Source organism: Nocardia sp. (assembly GCF_025465275.1).
GTDB lineage: Bacteria > Actinomycetota > Actinomycetes > Mycobacteriales > Mycobacteriaceae > Nocardia.
Map to the genome: position 1 here is coordinate 15,044 of NZ_JAODNK010000179.1, position 14,165 is coordinate 29,208.

24 protein-coding genes and 1 tRNA gene are annotated in these 14,165 nt (G+C 63.7%); 22 read left to right on the plus strand and 3 right to left on the minus strand.

Annotated features, from left to right (window positions below):
* Nucleotides 1-198: 198 nt before the first annotated feature.
* A tRNA-Pro gene (locus tag JWN03_RS36785) sits at nucleotides 199-275 on the minus strand.
* A 257-nt stretch (nucleotides 276-532) separates the two neighbouring features.
* On the opposite strand from JWN03_RS36785, the gene JWN03_RS36790 reads away from it, so the two are divergent.
* A complete protein-coding gene (locus JWN03_RS36790; protein ID WP_297625186.1) occupies nucleotides 533-2,002 on the plus strand; it encodes a tyrosine-type recombinase/integrase in 1,470 nt (489 codons plus the stop codon).
* Here the strand turns inward: JWN03_RS36790 and JWN03_RS45625 are convergent.
* Entirely contained in the window at nucleotides 1,932-2,684 is a 753-nt protein-coding gene (locus JWN03_RS45625) for an ImmA/IrrE family metallo-endopeptidase (RefSeq protein ID WP_366914525.1), read from the minus strand. The two genes, JWN03_RS36790 and JWN03_RS45625, sit on opposite strands and share 71 nt — an antisense overlap.
* 212 nt (nucleotides 2,685-2,896) lie before the next feature.
* On the opposite strand from JWN03_RS45625, the gene JWN03_RS36795 reads away from it, so the two are divergent.
* Nucleotides 2,897-3,661: a helix-turn-helix domain-containing protein gene (locus JWN03_RS36795; protein WP_297625189.1), complete on the plus strand. Its 765-nt coding sequence runs from the start codon at nucleotides 2,897-2,899 to the stop codon at nucleotides 3,659-3,661.
* Between the two features lie 55 nt (nucleotides 3,662-3,716).
* Here the strand turns inward: JWN03_RS36795 and JWN03_RS36800 are convergent, their stop codons facing one another.
* Nucleotides 3,717-4,094 carry a helix-turn-helix domain-containing protein gene (locus JWN03_RS36800; RefSeq protein WP_297625192.1) on the minus strand — a complete coding sequence of 126 codons (378 nt, stop codon included), beginning with the start codon at nucleotides 4,092-4,094 and terminating at the stop codon, nucleotides 3,717-3,719.
* Nucleotides 4,095-4,348: 254 nt separating this feature from the next.
* Between JWN03_RS36800 and JWN03_RS36805 the strand changes: the two genes are divergently transcribed.
* From JWN03_RS36805 to JWN03_RS36900, 20 genes are all read left to right on the plus strand, one after another.
* Nucleotides 4,349-4,579 (plus strand): helix-turn-helix domain-containing protein, encoded by a 231-nt coding sequence (locus JWN03_RS36805; RefSeq protein WP_297625195.1) that lies wholly within the window; start codon nucleotides 4,349-4,351, stop codon nucleotides 4,577-4,579.
* Nucleotides 4,580-4,682: 103 nt separating this feature from the next.
* Nucleotides 4,683-4,961, plus strand: a complete 279-nt coding sequence (locus JWN03_RS36810) for a hypothetical protein (protein WP_297625198.1) — start codon at nucleotides 4,683-4,685, stop codon at nucleotides 4,959-4,961.
* Nucleotides 4,958-5,086: a hypothetical protein gene (locus JWN03_RS36815; RefSeq protein WP_297625201.1), complete on the plus strand. Its 129-nt coding sequence runs from the start codon at nucleotides 4,958-4,960 to the stop codon at nucleotides 5,084-5,086. Before JWN03_RS36810 ends, JWN03_RS36815 begins: the two co-directional genes overlap by 4 nt.
* A complete protein-coding gene (locus JWN03_RS36820) occupies nucleotides 5,083-6,015 on the plus strand; it encodes a YqaJ viral recombinase family protein (protein WP_297625204.1) in 933 nt (310 codons plus the stop codon). The genes JWN03_RS36815 and JWN03_RS36820 overlap by 4 nt, the downstream gene beginning before the upstream one ends.
* Entirely contained in the window at nucleotides 6,015-7,097 is a 1,083-nt protein-coding gene (locus tag JWN03_RS36825; protein WP_297625207.1) for an AAA family ATPase, read from the plus strand. The genes JWN03_RS36820 and JWN03_RS36825 overlap by 1 nt, the downstream gene beginning before the upstream one ends.
* A complete protein-coding gene (locus JWN03_RS36830; RefSeq protein ID WP_297625210.1) occupies nucleotides 7,094-7,405 on the plus strand; it encodes a hypothetical protein in 312 nt (103 codons plus the stop codon). Before JWN03_RS36825 ends, JWN03_RS36830 begins: the two co-directional genes overlap by 4 nt.
* Entirely contained in the window at nucleotides 7,402-7,626 is a 225-nt protein-coding gene (locus tag JWN03_RS36835) for a hypothetical protein (protein WP_297625213.1), read from the plus strand. Before JWN03_RS36830 ends, JWN03_RS36835 begins: the two co-directional genes overlap by 4 nt.
* A gap of 91 nt (nucleotides 7,627-7,717) precedes the next feature.
* Nucleotides 7,718-7,963 (plus strand): hypothetical protein, encoded by a 246-nt coding sequence (locus JWN03_RS36840; protein ID WP_297625216.1) that lies wholly within the window; start codon nucleotides 7,718-7,720, stop codon nucleotides 7,961-7,963.
* The gene (locus JWN03_RS36845; RefSeq protein WP_297625218.1) at nucleotides 7,963-8,265 is read left to right on the plus strand and encodes a hypothetical protein; all 303 of its coding nucleotides are present in this window, start codon (nucleotides 7,963-7,965) and stop codon (nucleotides 8,263-8,265) included. The genes JWN03_RS36840 and JWN03_RS36845 overlap by 1 nt, the downstream gene beginning before the upstream one ends.
* Nucleotides 8,258-9,271, plus strand: a complete 1,014-nt coding sequence (locus JWN03_RS36850) for a hypothetical protein (protein ID WP_297625221.1) — start codon at nucleotides 8,258-8,260, stop codon at nucleotides 9,269-9,271. Before JWN03_RS36845 ends, JWN03_RS36850 begins: the two co-directional genes overlap by 8 nt.
* Nucleotides 9,272-9,287: 16 nt before the next feature.
* Nucleotides 9,288-9,764: a hypothetical protein gene (locus JWN03_RS36855; RefSeq protein ID WP_297625224.1), complete on the plus strand. Its 477-nt coding sequence runs from the start codon at nucleotides 9,288-9,290 to the stop codon at nucleotides 9,762-9,764.
* Nucleotides 9,765-9,789: 25 nt separating this feature from the next.
* On the plus strand, nucleotides 9,790-10,359 hold the full coding sequence (locus JWN03_RS36860; protein WP_297625227.1) for a hypothetical protein: 570 nt from the start codon (nucleotides 9,790-9,792) through the stop codon (nucleotides 10,357-10,359).
* Nucleotides 10,360-11,090: 731 nt separating this feature from the next.
* The gene (locus JWN03_RS36865; RefSeq protein ID WP_297625229.1) at nucleotides 11,091-11,399 is read left to right on the plus strand and encodes a hypothetical protein; all 309 of its coding nucleotides are present in this window, start codon (nucleotides 11,091-11,093) and stop codon (nucleotides 11,397-11,399) included.
* Entirely contained in the window at nucleotides 11,396-11,548 is a 153-nt protein-coding gene (locus JWN03_RS36870; RefSeq protein WP_297625232.1) for a hypothetical protein, read from the plus strand. Before JWN03_RS36865 ends, JWN03_RS36870 begins: the two co-directional genes overlap by 4 nt.
* 214 nt (nucleotides 11,549-11,762) lie before the next feature.
* The gene (locus JWN03_RS36875) at nucleotides 11,763-12,059 is read left to right on the plus strand and encodes a hypothetical protein (protein ID WP_297625234.1); all 297 of its coding nucleotides are present in this window, start codon (nucleotides 11,763-11,765) and stop codon (nucleotides 12,057-12,059) included.
* A gap of 61 nt (nucleotides 12,060-12,120) precedes the next feature.
* Complete coding sequence (locus tag JWN03_RS36880; protein WP_297625237.1) at nucleotides 12,121-12,636, plus strand: hypothetical protein; 516 nt, start codon at nucleotides 12,121-12,123, stop codon at nucleotides 12,634-12,636.
* Between the two features lie 65 nt (nucleotides 12,637-12,701).
* Nucleotides 12,702-12,989 (plus strand): hypothetical protein, encoded by a 288-nt coding sequence (locus JWN03_RS36885; RefSeq protein ID WP_297625240.1) that lies wholly within the window; start codon nucleotides 12,702-12,704, stop codon nucleotides 12,987-12,989.
* Entirely contained in the window at nucleotides 12,986-13,294 is a 309-nt protein-coding gene (locus JWN03_RS36890) for a hypothetical protein (protein WP_297625242.1), read from the plus strand. Before JWN03_RS36885 ends, JWN03_RS36890 begins: the two co-directional genes overlap by 4 nt.
* Nucleotides 13,291-13,590, plus strand: coding sequence for a hypothetical protein (locus tag JWN03_RS36895; RefSeq protein ID WP_297625245.1), 300 nt, complete (start codon nucleotides 13,291-13,293; stop codon nucleotides 13,588-13,590). The genes JWN03_RS36890 and JWN03_RS36895 overlap by 4 nt, the downstream gene beginning before the upstream one ends.
* A 58-nt stretch (nucleotides 13,591-13,648) precedes the next feature.
* On the plus strand, nucleotides 13,649-14,098 hold the full coding sequence (locus JWN03_RS36900; protein WP_297625247.1) for a single-stranded DNA-binding protein: 450 nt from the start codon (nucleotides 13,649-13,651) through the stop codon (nucleotides 14,096-14,098).
* Nucleotides 14,099-14,165 lie beyond the last annotated feature (67 nt).

Below are 14,165 nucleotides of genomic sequence, written 5' to 3' on the forward strand. Positions count from 1 at the left end.
AAGGCGCTCCATCACACCGAATTTGGGAGGGTGCCCAACCATCACACCTGGCATCACACCAAGGTTTGGCGGAACGGGGTGTGAGCGCCACTGAGACCCTGTTTGACACAGGGTTTCCGAGAGGGATTCTGACCGTGGGACCGAGGCTTCGACACTAAGGTCACGGCGTGCCTGTAAAGGCTGGTAGATGATGAAATGTGGTCGGGGTGACAGGATTTGAACCTGCGACCCTCCGCTCCCAAAGCGGATGCGCTACCAAGCTGCGCTACACCCCGTGACCTGTTCGGCCGAGGCCGAGGCTCCCAGCAGGGAGAAGAGCGGGTGACGGGAATCGAACCCGCGCTATCAGCTTGGAAGGCTGATGGTGCGTAAGGTCGGACCTGCGGTTTTGTTGGAAAACCCGAGGTAGACACGTTCCTCGTCGTACCTCGTTATTTGGGGTTATCCCGCAACCCTCACACCAACCATCACACCAAAACCAGTCCACTGAGGCCGCCACCTCACGGGCTGGGAACACCTAGGAGCCACCCACATGCCGAGCCAACGTGGCGAGGGCAAGATCCTCAAAGAGACCACCATGCGCAACGGGAAGCCGTACGTCCTCTGGGCGTGGTACATGGAGATCGGGACCAAGCCAGACGGTAAGCCCGACCGGATTGCCATCCGCCGCAAGAATCGCAATGACGTCATCACGGCTCGACGCGACATCCTGGTCAAGCTGGCGCAGGGTGAGCCGCTGCGCAAGGACACGACGACCGTTCAAGCCTGGCTCGAATACTGGCTGTTCGAGATCGCCAAGCCTCGACTACGCCCGCGCGTCTGGCGCGGCTACCAGTCGGCCATCAAGTGCAACATCGTGCCGTACATCGGTCAGCGCAAGCTGCAAGAGCTGGAGCCGCAGCACATCCGCTTCATGATCAAAGAGATCCTGAATACCGGAAAATCGCTGCGTACCGCCGAGATTGCCTACAACGTGCTGCACATCGCTCTGAAGGACGCCAAGAAGGAACCGAACCTCGGCCTACGGCATAACGTCGTCGAGCTGGTCCCCAAGCCCCGGCCAAAATCGAATAGTCAGGATGCGGGCACGCAGAAGTCACTGCCCTCGGGATTGGGCCGCCAGCAAAGGTCCCGAAAGGCCCTCACCTCCCCCACTGCGCGCGCAGTGATACGCACCTCGATAGAGGCGAACGACATGCTGGCAGTGCGGTGGGCCATGGCACTTTTGACCGGCGTCCGCCAGGGCGAATGCCTCGGGCTCACCCTGGACGCAATCGACCTCGACGAAGGCACCTTCGACCTGTCATGGGCACTGCACACGGTGCCGCTCAGGCGCAAGGAGGACGGAAAGCGCTGGACGGGCGACGTCTACCCGCTGGAGGCATACGACGTGGAGGAGGGATTCGAGATCCAGCCCCTTTACAAGGCGATGTGCCTGATGCGGCCGAAGACGAACAAGTCCGTCCGCATGACCCCGATCCCCGGGCCGCTGCTGGTGCTGATCCGCGCTCACGTCAAGGCCATGACGCCGAACCCCTGGGGGTTGCTGTTCGTCGCACCTCCCGGACAGAAGAAGGTGAAGCCGGGTACGCCGATGCGCCCGAAGCTCGACGAACAGTTGTGGGCGGAGGCACTGAAGCGTGCGGACGCACCGGACGTCGTTCTCCACGCCGCCCGGCACACCACGGCGACTCTGCTGCTAGAAGCGAAGGTGCCCGAAGATGTGCGCATGGCGATCATGGGCCACAGCTCCGCCGCAGTTCAGCGGATGTACGCGCACGCCGACCTCGGCGTGAAGCGCGCAGGCCTGGCCGCGCTCGACGACCTGATCGACGCGGAGTTCGTCGTCGAACCCGACGAGCCGCCGCTGCTGGCCCTGGAGGCCGGCGGGGGCGACATCGTCGATGCCGAATTCGACGAGGAGACGGACGTCACGCCAATGCAGGTGCGGCCGGACCCTGCTCCGGATGACTGGCGGTACGCCGTGTTCCAGTCCGCCTGATCGCCATCGAGGTTGGGCCGCTCGCGAGCGTTCTCGTGAGCTGGCCCGGCCTCGGCGGCGGACTGGAACCTGTGGAGGGTTCCAGCGGATCCGCGAGCGTGGGGACTCCGCTGGGCAAGGCGTCGAGCAGCACGCATTGCGGGACTGCGAGGGGCGAGAGTTGCGGCCAATCGAGTTGGCGGCCGGTCAGGGATCGCACCTGTTGCCAGTATTCGCGCGGGACCGAGGACAGTGCGGCGGCCAGAAACCAGACATTGAATCCGAGGTAGCTTGCGATTTGCGATGCATTGGTTGAGACCGTGTTTAGCAGGCGAGCGAGTTTCCGGGGTGGGATGATCCACTCCGTCCACAACTGTGTGGCTTCGGCCTCTTGCTGCGCCGCGCGCTCCGCGTCTCCGCCCGTCGCGCCGTGCCCGAGGTGGAGGTGCGCGAGCATGTGTACGGCCTGAAACTCCTGTTGTTGGGGCGGCAATTTGGAGTCGATGAGGACCGTGTGGTCTTCCTTGATGTACCAGGATCGCCCGACCGGAAGGTCATGTTTAGCCACTATCAGTCCAGGTAGATATAGGCGAACAAGGTGATGGTAATCCGCAAGTAAAGCCCCCATATGCACGGGGAAATCCTCCATTGCTTCACACTGGTCATGCGACCAAGCGCTATGGCGTCGATTCGGATGCGACATGTTTCGACCACGCGAGCCATAGGCCCGTGTCGCGCCCTGGTGGACCTCCCCGACGGGGTCTACCGAGTTCGCATGATCTGCGGCTCCTGCGTGTTGCTCTGCCGTAGCTCCACGCGCAAAAGCCGTATGTCATAGGTTCCGGCAGGCCAGGGCATTCGTCAATCAACCCCGCACCAAATGTGCGGGGCTTGGAATACCCGGGATGGAAACGAATGAAACCTGAACAGAGCAGTGCTGCCAGATTGGGGCAGTACATCAGAAGCGCCAGAGAGAACCGAGGCCTGAGCCGCCCCGACCTCGCCGAGCGGACCACCAAGACAGTGTCAGCACTGGAGAAGGTCGAGAACGGCACCAGAGCTCCGGGCCTCGACTACCTCACAGAGCTTCTCGACTCCCTCGGCGTCGCGCACAGCTACCGCGAACTGCTGATCAACGGGCTTTACCCAGGACTATTAGGCCGTCTCTACGGGCCGTCGAAACGCCCCCTTACCGGCCTGGACCGGGAGTACCTGAGGGCGATCAACGCCCCTGCGGCGTATATGTACTTCCCCTCCGGCGACGTCGTCGGCACGACCGAACAGTGGGCACGCATCCTCCCCGGAGCAGGACCCGGCACGAACCTCATTGAGTGGCTGTTCATCAACCCGATATCGCAAAGAGCGCTCGTGGACTGGGAAGATATCGCGCACGCCTTCGCGTTCGCGCTGCGCTGGCTGGCCCCCAGTGCGATCTCGGCGTCGCGGATCGAGGAGCTACGTGCGAAGTGCTCGGCAGCGAACCCATACTTCGACAAGATGTGGTCGACGAATGTCTCCAAGCCGGGGAAGCCGATCTCGCAACTGCGGGTGCGGCCCCTCATCGGCGGCGGCATACTCGCCTACTCGATCCAAGTTGGACAGCATTCCTACCCAGGGCGTCGCGACTGGATGATCTACACCCTGGTCCCTGACGTCGATCAGGGGTCGGCTGCAGCCTGACCGGTACCGCACTTCGGTGGAACCCGGCGCTTGGAGGGGCGTCGGGTTCCGCGGCTTACGCCTCCGCCTCGGCTGCGCGCTGGAACTTGAGGAACGCAATGAACTCGCGGACCTTGTCGATATCTTCGGCGGGCAGGCCGTCGACCTTTACGGTTTGAGGTGTAATGGCGTCGGGGATATCGGCCATGGCCGGGTCGAATCCGGCCGCCTCCAGCAGTTCTTCCCTGGATGCGCCGACAGCGTCCGCGATGTGGGCGACTGTCTCGGGTGTGGTCTTCACGGGGTAGGTCTGCCCACGGACCGTCTCGTGCCCAGCCTCGAGCTGCCGCCACCTGCTTTCGCTGATGCCCGCCCGTTTGGCCGCTTCACGCTTGGACAGGCCGGCGGTTTCTCGCGCCGCCTCTACGCGTCGGCCGAACTCCCATTGCTTCATAGTTTCTACAGTCTGGCCTGCGTAGTGGTGCGAAGTAAAGGCAGAAATCAGTAAATCTGCCCTTACTGCGCGCGCAGTACGCGCCAGGTCCGAGCCATTACAGGGCACTGAGCGGCCATTATTCCCATCCTCCCTGATTCTACGGGCTTGCTCTGCGCAGTCACTGCGCATATGATCTTCATGTCGTCGAAACATTCGAGATGACGAATACGCCACACCGTGCGCCGCCACGCACGACCGAAAGGGAACCACCCGTGTCCAAGAAGGCTGAACGCGACATCATCCCGCTGAATCAGCGCCTGGCTCTGACCGTCCAGGAAGTCGCAGACATCACCGGATTCAGTTACCCGTTCATCGACCGGCAGATCGCCGCAGGCAACCTCGCCGCGTGCGCGCCCGGTGGCGACGGCCGCTCCAAGCGGATCCGTGTCGCAGATGTCGATTCATGGCTCCAGGCGAGCCCATGGGAACCGCTGAGCGCCTGACCAGCGCCCACTTCAAAACGCTCCAGATATGGGAGCGGCCGACGCTCTCCCGCCAGAGAGAAAAACGCGTCGGCCTATGCACCCGAAAGGAACCACCCACCAGATGCGTACCAACCATATCATCCTCACCGACGCCATCGCCGAGCTGAACGACCGAGCACCGCATGTCATCGGCAGTATTCCGTTGTGGTGCCTCACCAGCAGATCCTTCGGATTCGAGGTCACCGTCCACCTCCCGGATGAGTACGTCGGACTCCCCGGAACATCCACCGCAGGTGACGTCACCTGGATGATCCTCGAAGCCCGCGAAGCGGTCGACGTCATCAACAAGGCACTCGATCAGCTCGCCGCAATGAAGACGCTGCTGATGGTCGCCGCATGAGCGACCGCAGCCGGGAAGCGTTGTCCGCCAGCATTGCCCACCTGATCGTTGTCGCGCTCATCACCGCGCTGGCCGTGACATGCATCGGCATGGTGTGGCTGGCCCGCGTGGGACTGCTCGGATGACCGGCCTCGAGGTCGCGGCACTGGAGCCCGGTAGCGCCAGGTGGTCGCGCAAGATCACCGCCTCCAAGATCCCCGGCATCTTCAACGCCAGCAAGTTCAGCTCCCCTACCAAGGAGTTTCACCTACTCCGCGCCGAGATCGAACCGGACGGTGCGAACGACGCGACCGAGCGTGGCCAGGACTTCGAGGAGGTCATTCTCCTCCGGTTCTTCCGCCGCCACCCCGAGCTGCGACGTTGCGGGACAAAAACATTCACTCGCGCCGGTCTTGAAGAGTGGGCCGCCGCCAACCCCGACGACATCGCCGCCAACGACCGCACCGGCGAGACGTTCGGCGTCGAGGCCAAGACCGACGGGCGCGGCGACTACCAGTGGGGGCCTGCAGGGTCCGCAGAAATCCCCCTCGGGTACTTCCTGCAAGTCCAGTGGCAGATGCACATGTCAGGCCTGCGGAGAACCTACGTGGTGTGCCTCGGCCCGTTCTACGACGAGACCGAATACCTCATCACCTACGACCCTAATCTCGCGGCAGCGATCGAGGCTCAGTGCGCCGAGTTCTACCGCGCAGCAATGGATCCGAACGGGCAACCGCCCGAGGTCGACGGGCACGGCGAAACCTACAACGCCATCCGGCGCGCTCACCGCGACATCGAGCGCGCCTCGGATTGGGAGGTATCGGTCGAGCTGGCCCGCGAATTCGAGGCCGCCGTTCACGGAGCGGACGCCGCCGACGAAGCCCTGAACCTGGCCCGATCCAGGCTGCTGCGCGTCATGGGCAACGCCCGTCGCGCCGTAGTCGGTCACGGCAAGAACGCCCAGACCATCGCCACCCGCCAGACCACGAAAACCGGTGTGGCCCTTTACAAGTTCCGCAAACCCATCGATTGGCACGCCGCCACGTTGCCGCCCACCTCGAAAGGAACCAAGTAATGACCCTCAAGACCCGTAAGCCCACCGGCAAGACCCCATGGCCGTTCATCCTCATGGAGGGTGGCGAGAAGACCGGAAAGTCCTGGGCCATGGCCGAACTCACCGCCAGCGAACGCATCGGACGAGCATTCTGGCTCGACCTCGCCGAAGGTGCGGCAGACGAGTACGCCGCCATCCCCGGAGCGGACTACGAGGTGATCGAGCACAACGGCACCTTCCGCGACATCTACGACCAGCTCACCGAAGTACACGCCGTCGCCGCCAAGGCAGCCCAGGCCGGCGAGCTCCCGGTAGCCCTGCTCATCGATTCCATGACCGCCGAGTGGGAGCTGTTGAAGGACATGGTTTCCGACCGTGCCCGCCGCTCCAAGTACGCACAGAAGCTCCTCAAGGATGACCCGGACGCGGAGATCAAACCGGCAATGAACCTGTGGAACGACGCAGCCGAACGGCACGGTCGCCTGATGCGGTTGCTCATGACGTTCCCCGGCGTCGTCGTCGCGACCGCACGCGGCAAAGAGGTTGCGGCGCTGGATAACCAGGGCAAGCCGATCCCGAACACGAAGGAGTACAAGGTCGAGGGACATAAGAATCTCGCGTTCGACGCCTCGGCGTGGGTGCGCCTGTCCCGCGATACCGCACCCCGCGTGATCGGTGTCCGGTCGGTGCACGCCGGTGTCCGGCCCGGCGTCGACAAGCCCGTCCCTGCACCGTCATTCACCCTCGAATGGTTGATCTTCGAAGTACTGAAGTGCAACCCGGCCACCGCCCAGGCCCGCGACTACGTGCAGCTCACCCCCGACCCGGTCGAGACCAATTCCGTCCCGCAGACTTCCGCGGCTGCCCCGCCGTCGGTGGCAGACCGGGCACGGGCCGCCGTGAACCGCAAAGCGGTCCGCCCGGTCACCGAGGAAGACGGGCAGCGCGCCGCCACCATGCGCGCGACCATCGAGGCTGAGTCCGTGAGCCGCGAAGACCTGCAAGCGGTGTGGAAGTCTGCCGGAGACCTGCCCAAGATCCTGTGCGACGAGATCCGCGCGAGCGCTCAGGCGAGAGTGGCAACCCTCGGGGTAGCGGCATGAAAACGCCCACCGTGCACATGAATTGCGGCACCGACGCCGGATACCACCGGCACTACCGCCGCGAAGAACGGCCGTGCGAATGGTGCCGCGAGGCCCACAGCGCGTCCGCGCGAAAGCGGCGCCAGAACCAGCCGCCGTTGTTCGGGCGCGGCAAGGTCGTCGTGGTCGACGCCCACCTATTCACCGGCATGTACCTCGACACCACCCCGGACCGGCAGGTCGAGGTAGAGGCAGCCCTGGGCCGCGAAGCCATCGACCGGCTGGTCGAACGGTTCGACCGACGGATCGCCGAGAAGTTCGTGTCATGAGCGGCAACGACTATCGCGCATGGACGTGGTGCCCCAACTGCGAGAAGCGGGGATACCCCAGCCGCAAGGCTGCGCGGAAGGTGTGCGGGCAGGTCCCCGGCCGCCGCATGAACGCATACCCGTGCACACGGGTCGACGGCATGTTCCACGTCGGGCATCTGCCCCAGGTGGTTCGCGCCGGTGATGTCACCCGCCACGAGCACTACAGCTCAGCGGCATAACCACCCGTATGCCGCCCCGGCCATGTCACCGGGGCGGCATACGGTCCGCCACACGCGCCGCAGAGCGCCGAAAACCCTTCAGGCACACAACATGACCATGCCAGCCCGTTACAAAGCAGAGCAGCAGTTCACCTACGCCAGAGTCGAGGCCGGCGAGCTGCCCGCCGAAGTCCTTACGCCACGTGACCGTCGCCTACTGGTCCGCCAGCTAGTCGCCGATGGGCACACCGACCGCGAAATTGCCGCCCGGACCGGCTGGACGCTCTACACCACCGCCCGCATCCGCGATGCCCTGATGCTGCCCGCGAACATCCGCACCGAGAGTGAAGCCGCCTGATGACTGAGCTTGCCCGCTTCGACGCCTTCTACGGTGCGCGCCTCACCAACGCCACGGAAGCCGTTGTCGCCGATCTGTATAGCGCGGCCATGTCGCGCAGCCATATCCACGGGCTGATCGATCCGTGCCGGACCGCGTTCTGGCGAGGCTTCGCGGGGGTCTTGGACGACCTGACCGGAACCCCCGAATCGGCGTGGGCCCTGGCCGGTTTCGACGCTGCAACGATCGTCGCGAACGTCGCGGCAGAATTCGGCGTCGACGTGGAAGACCTACGCGGCAAGGTCGTGATGACCAATGCGTAAGGACTCCCGCCCGTTCATCACCATCACTGTGGATATGCCCAGGAACCCGAAGTTCGCAGGGCTCACCAAGGGCCAGAAGTTCCTTGTGGTCGAAGCGTGGTGCCACTGCGGCGAATACCTCACCGATGGCGTTGTCGACCTCGCTACGTGGCGCGGTCTGGCGACCAAGCGCGACCGTGAGGCGGTCATGTCCACGGGCATCGCCGTGGAGTTCCGGAAGGGCGAAATCGTCCAAATTTCATCCGGATTCCGTCCGGATTGCGACGAGATTCACGCAGAATTTGAACTCACCTCGGGCAGAACCTTGCCGACAGATTGCGTGCTGTTTTTGGACTACTTGGACCACCAGACGAGCCGCGCCGAAGTCGAGGAAAATCGTGAAAAGCGCAGGTCAGCAGGTCGAAAGGGTGGTCAGGCGAAGGCTCGGAACGCTACCAAACCGGCTAGCACGTTCCTAGCAAGTGCTACAGCAAATGCCTACCCAACGCCTAGCAAAAACGTGGCATCTAAAGAAGTAGAAGAAGAAGTAACTACTTACGTAGTTACTGAAAAGACTCCATCGACCGCTCCGCGTCCGACGCCGACCGAGGCCCCAGGGTTCGCCGAGTTCTGGGCGGCCTACCCGCGCCGCACCGACAAGGGCGGAGCACGACGGGCCTACGCCAAAGCGATCACCAGAGCGGCGCCAGACGATGTCCTGGCCGGTGCCCACCGATTCGCCGCAGACCCGAACCTGCCCGAACCGCAGTTCGTCCCGCACCCGGCGACGTGGCTCAACGGCGAGCGCTGGACCGATGAGGCGCTGCCGTCCCGCATCCAGCCGGGCCGCCCCTCGTTGCCAGACGGCCGCCAGCTCACCCCGGCGCAAATCAAGTTCGCGCAGGCAGAGGCCCTCAAGTCCAACCCCAACCCTGACATCCTGCGGGCCGCAGGATTGCCTATTCCCGGCGAAATGTCGCACCTACCAACGAGTCTGAGCGCGGCGACGCGCGCCATCACCGCGTAATCGAGAAGGGACCGAGATGACTCAAGACCCGCGAGACACCGTCATCGCCCTGCTCCAGCTGGCCCAGGCGTACGACTCCCGCAACATCGACGGACTCATGGTGGACGCGTGGCTGGACTCCGCCCGCCGCGCACACTGGACAGCCGAGACCTCCGCCGATGCCATCCGCTCGCACTACGCCGAGTCGACGGACCGGATCATGCCGGGCCACATCACCGCCCGCGTCAAAGCCGCGACCAAGGGGCCGGGATACGCACCAGAATATCGGCCGGAACTCCCTGCGGCACCGCCCGCGTCGGAGGAGGGGCGGGCTGCTGCGCGGGCGTTGTTCGAGTCGGCTACCCGAACACACGAGCCCCGGAAGCCTCTGCCTCGCCGCAGGCGGGTTTCGGACGGGTCGGATGGGCCCGAGTCCGGGCCGGACCCTGTTCGTGCGTTCTCAAGCAATTTGGGTGGGTTGTTGGGCTGGTCGCGATCGAACGGTGGCGAATAGGAAGCGACTCCAGCACGATTCACATGTGATCGAATTGCTCGCTCAGCAAGCAGCTCAGGGGAATACCGATCGGTGGTGGCTAGCATTCGCCGTTCCGACTGGCGTCATCATCGGCGCGACCATCGCCGGATTGGTCTCCTTCTGGACAAACCGCAAAACACCGCATGACAAGCTCGAACAACTCGTCGGAGTGCTCAAAGACTGGCCGGACGACGTGCCCGGACGCGACAGCGTAACTCGGTCGATTGAGCTGACACTTGGCGAGATTCGACGCGCGGACAAGTTGGACGAAGTACCCAGTACGAGCCCCGCTGATCCGCGAAGTGCTGCAGTTTCGAAGGCGGAGCAGGAGATCGACGACCTCGTCGCGCAGCGTGAACTTGAGCGCGCCCAGGCTGAATTCTGGAAGTCGGCTGGCTTTCTCGGAGTGGTTTTGGCGGGGGCCATGCCCGCATTCCTCTCCTCGTCTCCAATGCTGTGGATCTCTGCTGGGCTAATCGTCGGACTCGCGACCTTCGGAGTTATGCAGCAAATCGCCGAAGCGGCAAGGGCGATCAGTCGCTCGGCGCGTAAGCAAACCCTCTCCGCGGAGTGACCGCCGCCTCGTGCGGGCGCGTGCATGAGCGGGCGTTCGTTCGCCCGAACGTTCGCCCGAACGTTCGTTCGTTCGCGCGCAGCGATTGCGCAGTGATTGCGCACAATCGGGTTCCATATGGGCACTATGGCCCCTATGTCAACGCGCTAACCGGGTAATATATGACCTAGAAGCCATCGGCGCAGGTGGTGCGCAGTAAATGCGCAGTAAGTTGACATACGCGCAATCGGCAGGTTAATGTCATCCCCCGTTGCGCCGAAGTAGGGAGTAAACCCCAAATATCCAGTGGTGCAATAACTCCCGACCTCCGCCGGGCCCCGAGGCGAACCAGCAGACGTCGCCATCAACACGTCGTCCGGCGCACACAGTGGATGCGATCTGGATGGGATCGAGATGGGATCGGAATGCGTAGTGGATGCGTAGTTTATGGGATCGGGATGCGATGGGTCAGAGTGCCAGAACTAGCCCAATGTCAAACAAAACGCCTAGTTAGGTGCCATGTTCGCTTGTTTGTGCACAACCTCCAGGTTTGCGCAGGTGAGTGCGCAGTGAATTGACAGCTGCGCGACAGCCAGGTTAATGTCATCCCCGTTGCGCCGAGCACCACGAAATTGAAAGTGCAAGTGGTGCAACACGTCCCGTCCGCCAACGGGATACCCGAAAGGAACCGTCTTCCCCGGTCGATTGCCATCGGCCGGGGAAGGTTTCAACGACCCACCAGGAGAAACGCCATGCCCATTCACGTATTCGCCTCCAGCGGCGAGGCATACGACCAGAGCCAGGTCCGGGACGACATTAACGACGGCGACCTCCTGTTCGTCCCGTCCGAACGAGTCGCCGGATGGCTCGAAGGCGCATTGCCCGTCGCTGCCACCGACAACGACGGCGACTTCCACACAATCAAGGTCACCGACCGCCACCTGTACGGGCAGCAGTTCGCCGAGGTGCGCGAATCCTTCGCCCGATACATGAACGAGGACTGGGCGTGGGATCTGAACGCCCTCTACGACCACAACCTCTGGCAGCCTGCCGGCCTGTGACCCTCGACGACCGGAAGAGCCGCCGAACCAAGGCGGCGCTCCGCCCCACCGACCAGTCACAGCAGCCCCTCGGACTCCTGTTCAACATCGACGACGAAGGCCACGAGTACGAGCACGACCTACTCGACCTGGCCGACGAAGCAGCCTGACCGCCGCCACGGCCAATTGACAGAGGCTTTCAATCAGATGACGCAACCACAAATATGGCAGCATGCAACCACCCAGCGGATAGCCGAGGAGATTCGCCGCCGTCGCGGTAGGCGGTCTGCGCAATGGCTCTCGGATCAGACTGCCGATCTTGGACATCGAGTTACGCGGTCGACCATCGCGGATCTGGAGGTCGGACGTCGAACGCGAATCGAGGTGACCGAACTTGTAGTCCTCGCCCATGCGCTCAACATTTCACCAATGTTGTTGCTGTACCCCAGTTTCCCGGATTGCATGGTCGAATACCTGCCCGGCCAAACCATCACGTCCCGGGCATCAATGGACAGGTTTTCGGGACAGGTTCTGTCAAGACTTCCATGGCGAATTGCGGAGGCAGTGCGTTTGATGCAGGAAGAACTCTCCGCCCAGTCAGTAGCCGCCGTCACCGGTCAACGTTTCGTAAGCACGGGCGAGGCTGCCCGGATTGCGCGGAGCAGCGCCGCACAGATCTGACCGCCGCCACGGTCACCCACCCACCCGCCCGGCCGCCACCGGGCGCGAAAGGAACCAAGTCATGACCACCCAGACATTCACTCACACAGGCGAAACCACCTCCGAGGGACACGCCATCTACCTCGCCGACGGACCGGTGTCCGGCCGATTCGAGGTCTCCTACGCATGGCGCAAGAAGCAGCACAACAGCAGCGCCGCCGGGTGGGTCCTCCGGATCAGTGGCCCCAGGTTGAGCGCCAACCGTGTCGACTACCACGTCAACGTCGATCTCATGGTCGAGCCCGCAATCGACTGCACAAAGGAGCCCGGCAGCGAGGCGGCCTGGTGGGTGCGGAAGGCCGACGGCAAGTGGGACGACTACGCCACCCCCTCAGCCCGTGAAAAGCTCGAGGCCCTCTTCGCCGACGTATACGCCGTGCTCCACATACCGCATGCGTTGTGGGAAGCCAAGATTCAGCGTGCCCAAGACCAGATCATCGAACTTCAGGATGCGCGCACCAAGTTCCTCACCGAGAACGACGCCCTGATCGACTCCGCAGCCCGCCGCCTCTCCTTCCACATGGACAACCCGGCCTAAGTCACACCGCACCGGGGCGCACAGGTCCGCCAGCCCGCGCCCCGGCCCGCCGAAAGGAACCACCAATGCGAGTCGAATTCGTCGACCCCGCAACCGATATCGACGCGCATCACTTCTGCGACGACACCGGCGATTGCCCCACATGCCACCCCAACCAGCTCACCGGCGGTCCCGGATGCGACTGCGCATGGTGCACGAATCCGGACAACGAGCCCGCGGCTTGCGAATGCTCCGACTGCATCGACGCCGAGCCATCCGCCGAGTGGATCGCCGCCCTCGAAGTCAGCTACGGCGTGGACACCAGCGACCACTTCACCGACGCCGACCGCGACTACGAATGGGACCTGCTGTGAACGAGTACAAGACCCGCAAGGGCCTGGTCATCCGTGTCGGCGACGAGTTCCGCGACACCCGCGAGTCCAACATCCGCACCCTGCGCATCGACCGCCTCCAGATGGAGGACTACGGCACGGTCCGCGCGTTCTGCACGGTGATCCGCCAGGAGTACGACGGCGAGGTTACCGAGCCGATGCGCCTGACGGATATGGCCGCAGACCGATTCGGCACCAGCGACTTCCGGCCCGCCGCGAAGGGCATTGCCGCGCAAGCCGTTGTTGTCGACGAAGTGCACCTATTCGACATCGAGGGCGACCGGTGACCGTCATGTTCGAGGTCCGTTCGGACCTCACTCACGGCAAGGTCGCCAGCTACACCGTCGAAGGCTGCCGATGCGATGAGTGCCGAGAAGCGGTGCGCGTCTACACCGCCCAAGTACGAGCCCGCCGCCGCGCACAGCGGCTGACGGTCAATGGCCGCCCTTTCGCCGCTGTCGATACAAACGGCGATCCGCTCACTCACGGCACGCCGTACACGTACCAGAACTGGGGCTGCCGATGCACCGCGTGCTCGCGAGCCCAGAACACCGACCACGCCATCTACCGAGGGAGGAACTAGCCGTGACATGAGCCCTCGACCTGTAACCCCTTCTTCGCCAACCCGAAAGGAACCACCCATGTCTAACGACACCGTGATCACCGTCATCGGCAACTTGACCGCCGACCCCGAACTCCGATTCACGCCCGCAGGCGCGGCCGTCGCCAACTTCACCGTTGCGAGCACGCCGCGCAAGTTCAACAAGACCACGCAGGAGTGGGAAGACGACGAGACCCTGTTCCTGCGATGCAACATCTGGCGCGAAGCCGCCGAAAACGTTGCCGAGTCGCTGACCAGAGGAACGCGCGTCATCGTGGAGGGTCGTCTGAAGCAGCGCAGCTACGAGACCAAGGAAGGCGAAAAGCGCACGGTCGTCGAGCTTGAGGTGGAGGAGGTCGGCCCGTCGCTGAAGTCGGCGACAGCGAAGGTCAACAAGACCACACGCGGCAACGGCGCCAGCCGACCGCAGCAGCGTGGGGGTGACGACCCGTGGGGCTCGAAGCCCCGCGACGAGGAAGCACCGTTCTAACAGCGTGAATGGTCTGGGCGGGCCGACCTGAAGTCGGTCCGCCCAGTGCCCCTGATCATCCCACCGT

Coding starts and splice junctions, on each gene's coding strand:
- JWN03_RS36815 (WP_297625201.1), top strand. CDS start 4,958: ATGAGCGACCGCAGCCGGGAAGCGTTGTCCGCCAGCATTGCCCACCTG.
- JWN03_RS36855 (WP_297625224.1), top strand. CDS start 9,288: ATGACTCAAGACCCGCGAGACACCGTCATCGCCCTGCTCCAGCTGGCC.
- JWN03_RS36830 (WP_297625210.1), top strand. CDS start 7,094: ATGAAAACGCCCACCGTGCACATGAATTGCGGCACCGACGCCGGATAC.
- JWN03_RS36885 (WP_297625240.1), top strand. CDS start 12,702: ATGCGAGTCGAATTCGTCGACCCCGCAACCGATATCGACGCGCATCAC.
- JWN03_RS36900 (WP_297625247.1), top strand. CDS start 13,649: ATGTCTAACGACACCGTGATCACCGTCATCGGCAACTTGACCGCCGAC.
- JWN03_RS45625 (WP_366914525.1), bottom strand. CDS start 2,684: ATGTCGCATCCGAATCGACGCCATAGCGCTTGGTCGCATGACCAGTGT.
- JWN03_RS36810 (WP_297625198.1), top strand. CDS start 4,683: ATGCGTACCAACCATATCATCCTCACCGACGCCATCGCCGAGCTGAAC.
- JWN03_RS36835 (WP_297625213.1), top strand. CDS start 7,402: ATGAGCGGCAACGACTATCGCGCATGGACGTGGTGCCCCAACTGCGAG.
- JWN03_RS36850 (WP_297625221.1), top strand. CDS start 8,258: ATGCGTAAGGACTCCCGCCCGTTCATCACCATCACTGTGGATATGCCC.
- JWN03_RS36840 (WP_297625216.1), top strand. CDS start 7,718: ATGACCATGCCAGCCCGTTACAAAGCAGAGCAGCAGTTCACCTACGCC.
- JWN03_RS36790 (WP_297625186.1), top strand. CDS start 533: ATGCCGAGCCAACGTGGCGAGGGCAAGATCCTCAAAGAGACCACCATG.
- JWN03_RS36820 (WP_297625204.1), top strand. CDS start 5,083: ATGACCGGCCTCGAGGTCGCGGCACTGGAGCCCGGTAGCGCCAGGTGG.
- JWN03_RS36800 (WP_297625192.1), bottom strand. CDS start 4,094: ATGAAGCAATGGGAGTTCGGCCGACGCGTAGAGGCGGCGCGAGAAACC.
- JWN03_RS36865 (WP_297625229.1), top strand. CDS start 11,091: ATGCCCATTCACGTATTCGCCTCCAGCGGCGAGGCATACGACCAGAGC.
- JWN03_RS36880 (WP_297625237.1), top strand. CDS start 12,121: ATGACCACCCAGACATTCACTCACACAGGCGAAACCACCTCCGAGGGA.
- JWN03_RS36845 (WP_297625218.1), top strand. CDS start 7,963: ATGACTGAGCTTGCCCGCTTCGACGCCTTCTACGGTGCGCGCCTCACC.
- JWN03_RS36825 (WP_297625207.1), top strand. CDS start 6,015: ATGACCCTCAAGACCCGTAAGCCCACCGGCAAGACCCCATGGCCGTTC.
- JWN03_RS36795 (WP_297625189.1), top strand. CDS start 2,897: ATGAAACCTGAACAGAGCAGTGCTGCCAGATTGGGGCAGTACATCAGA.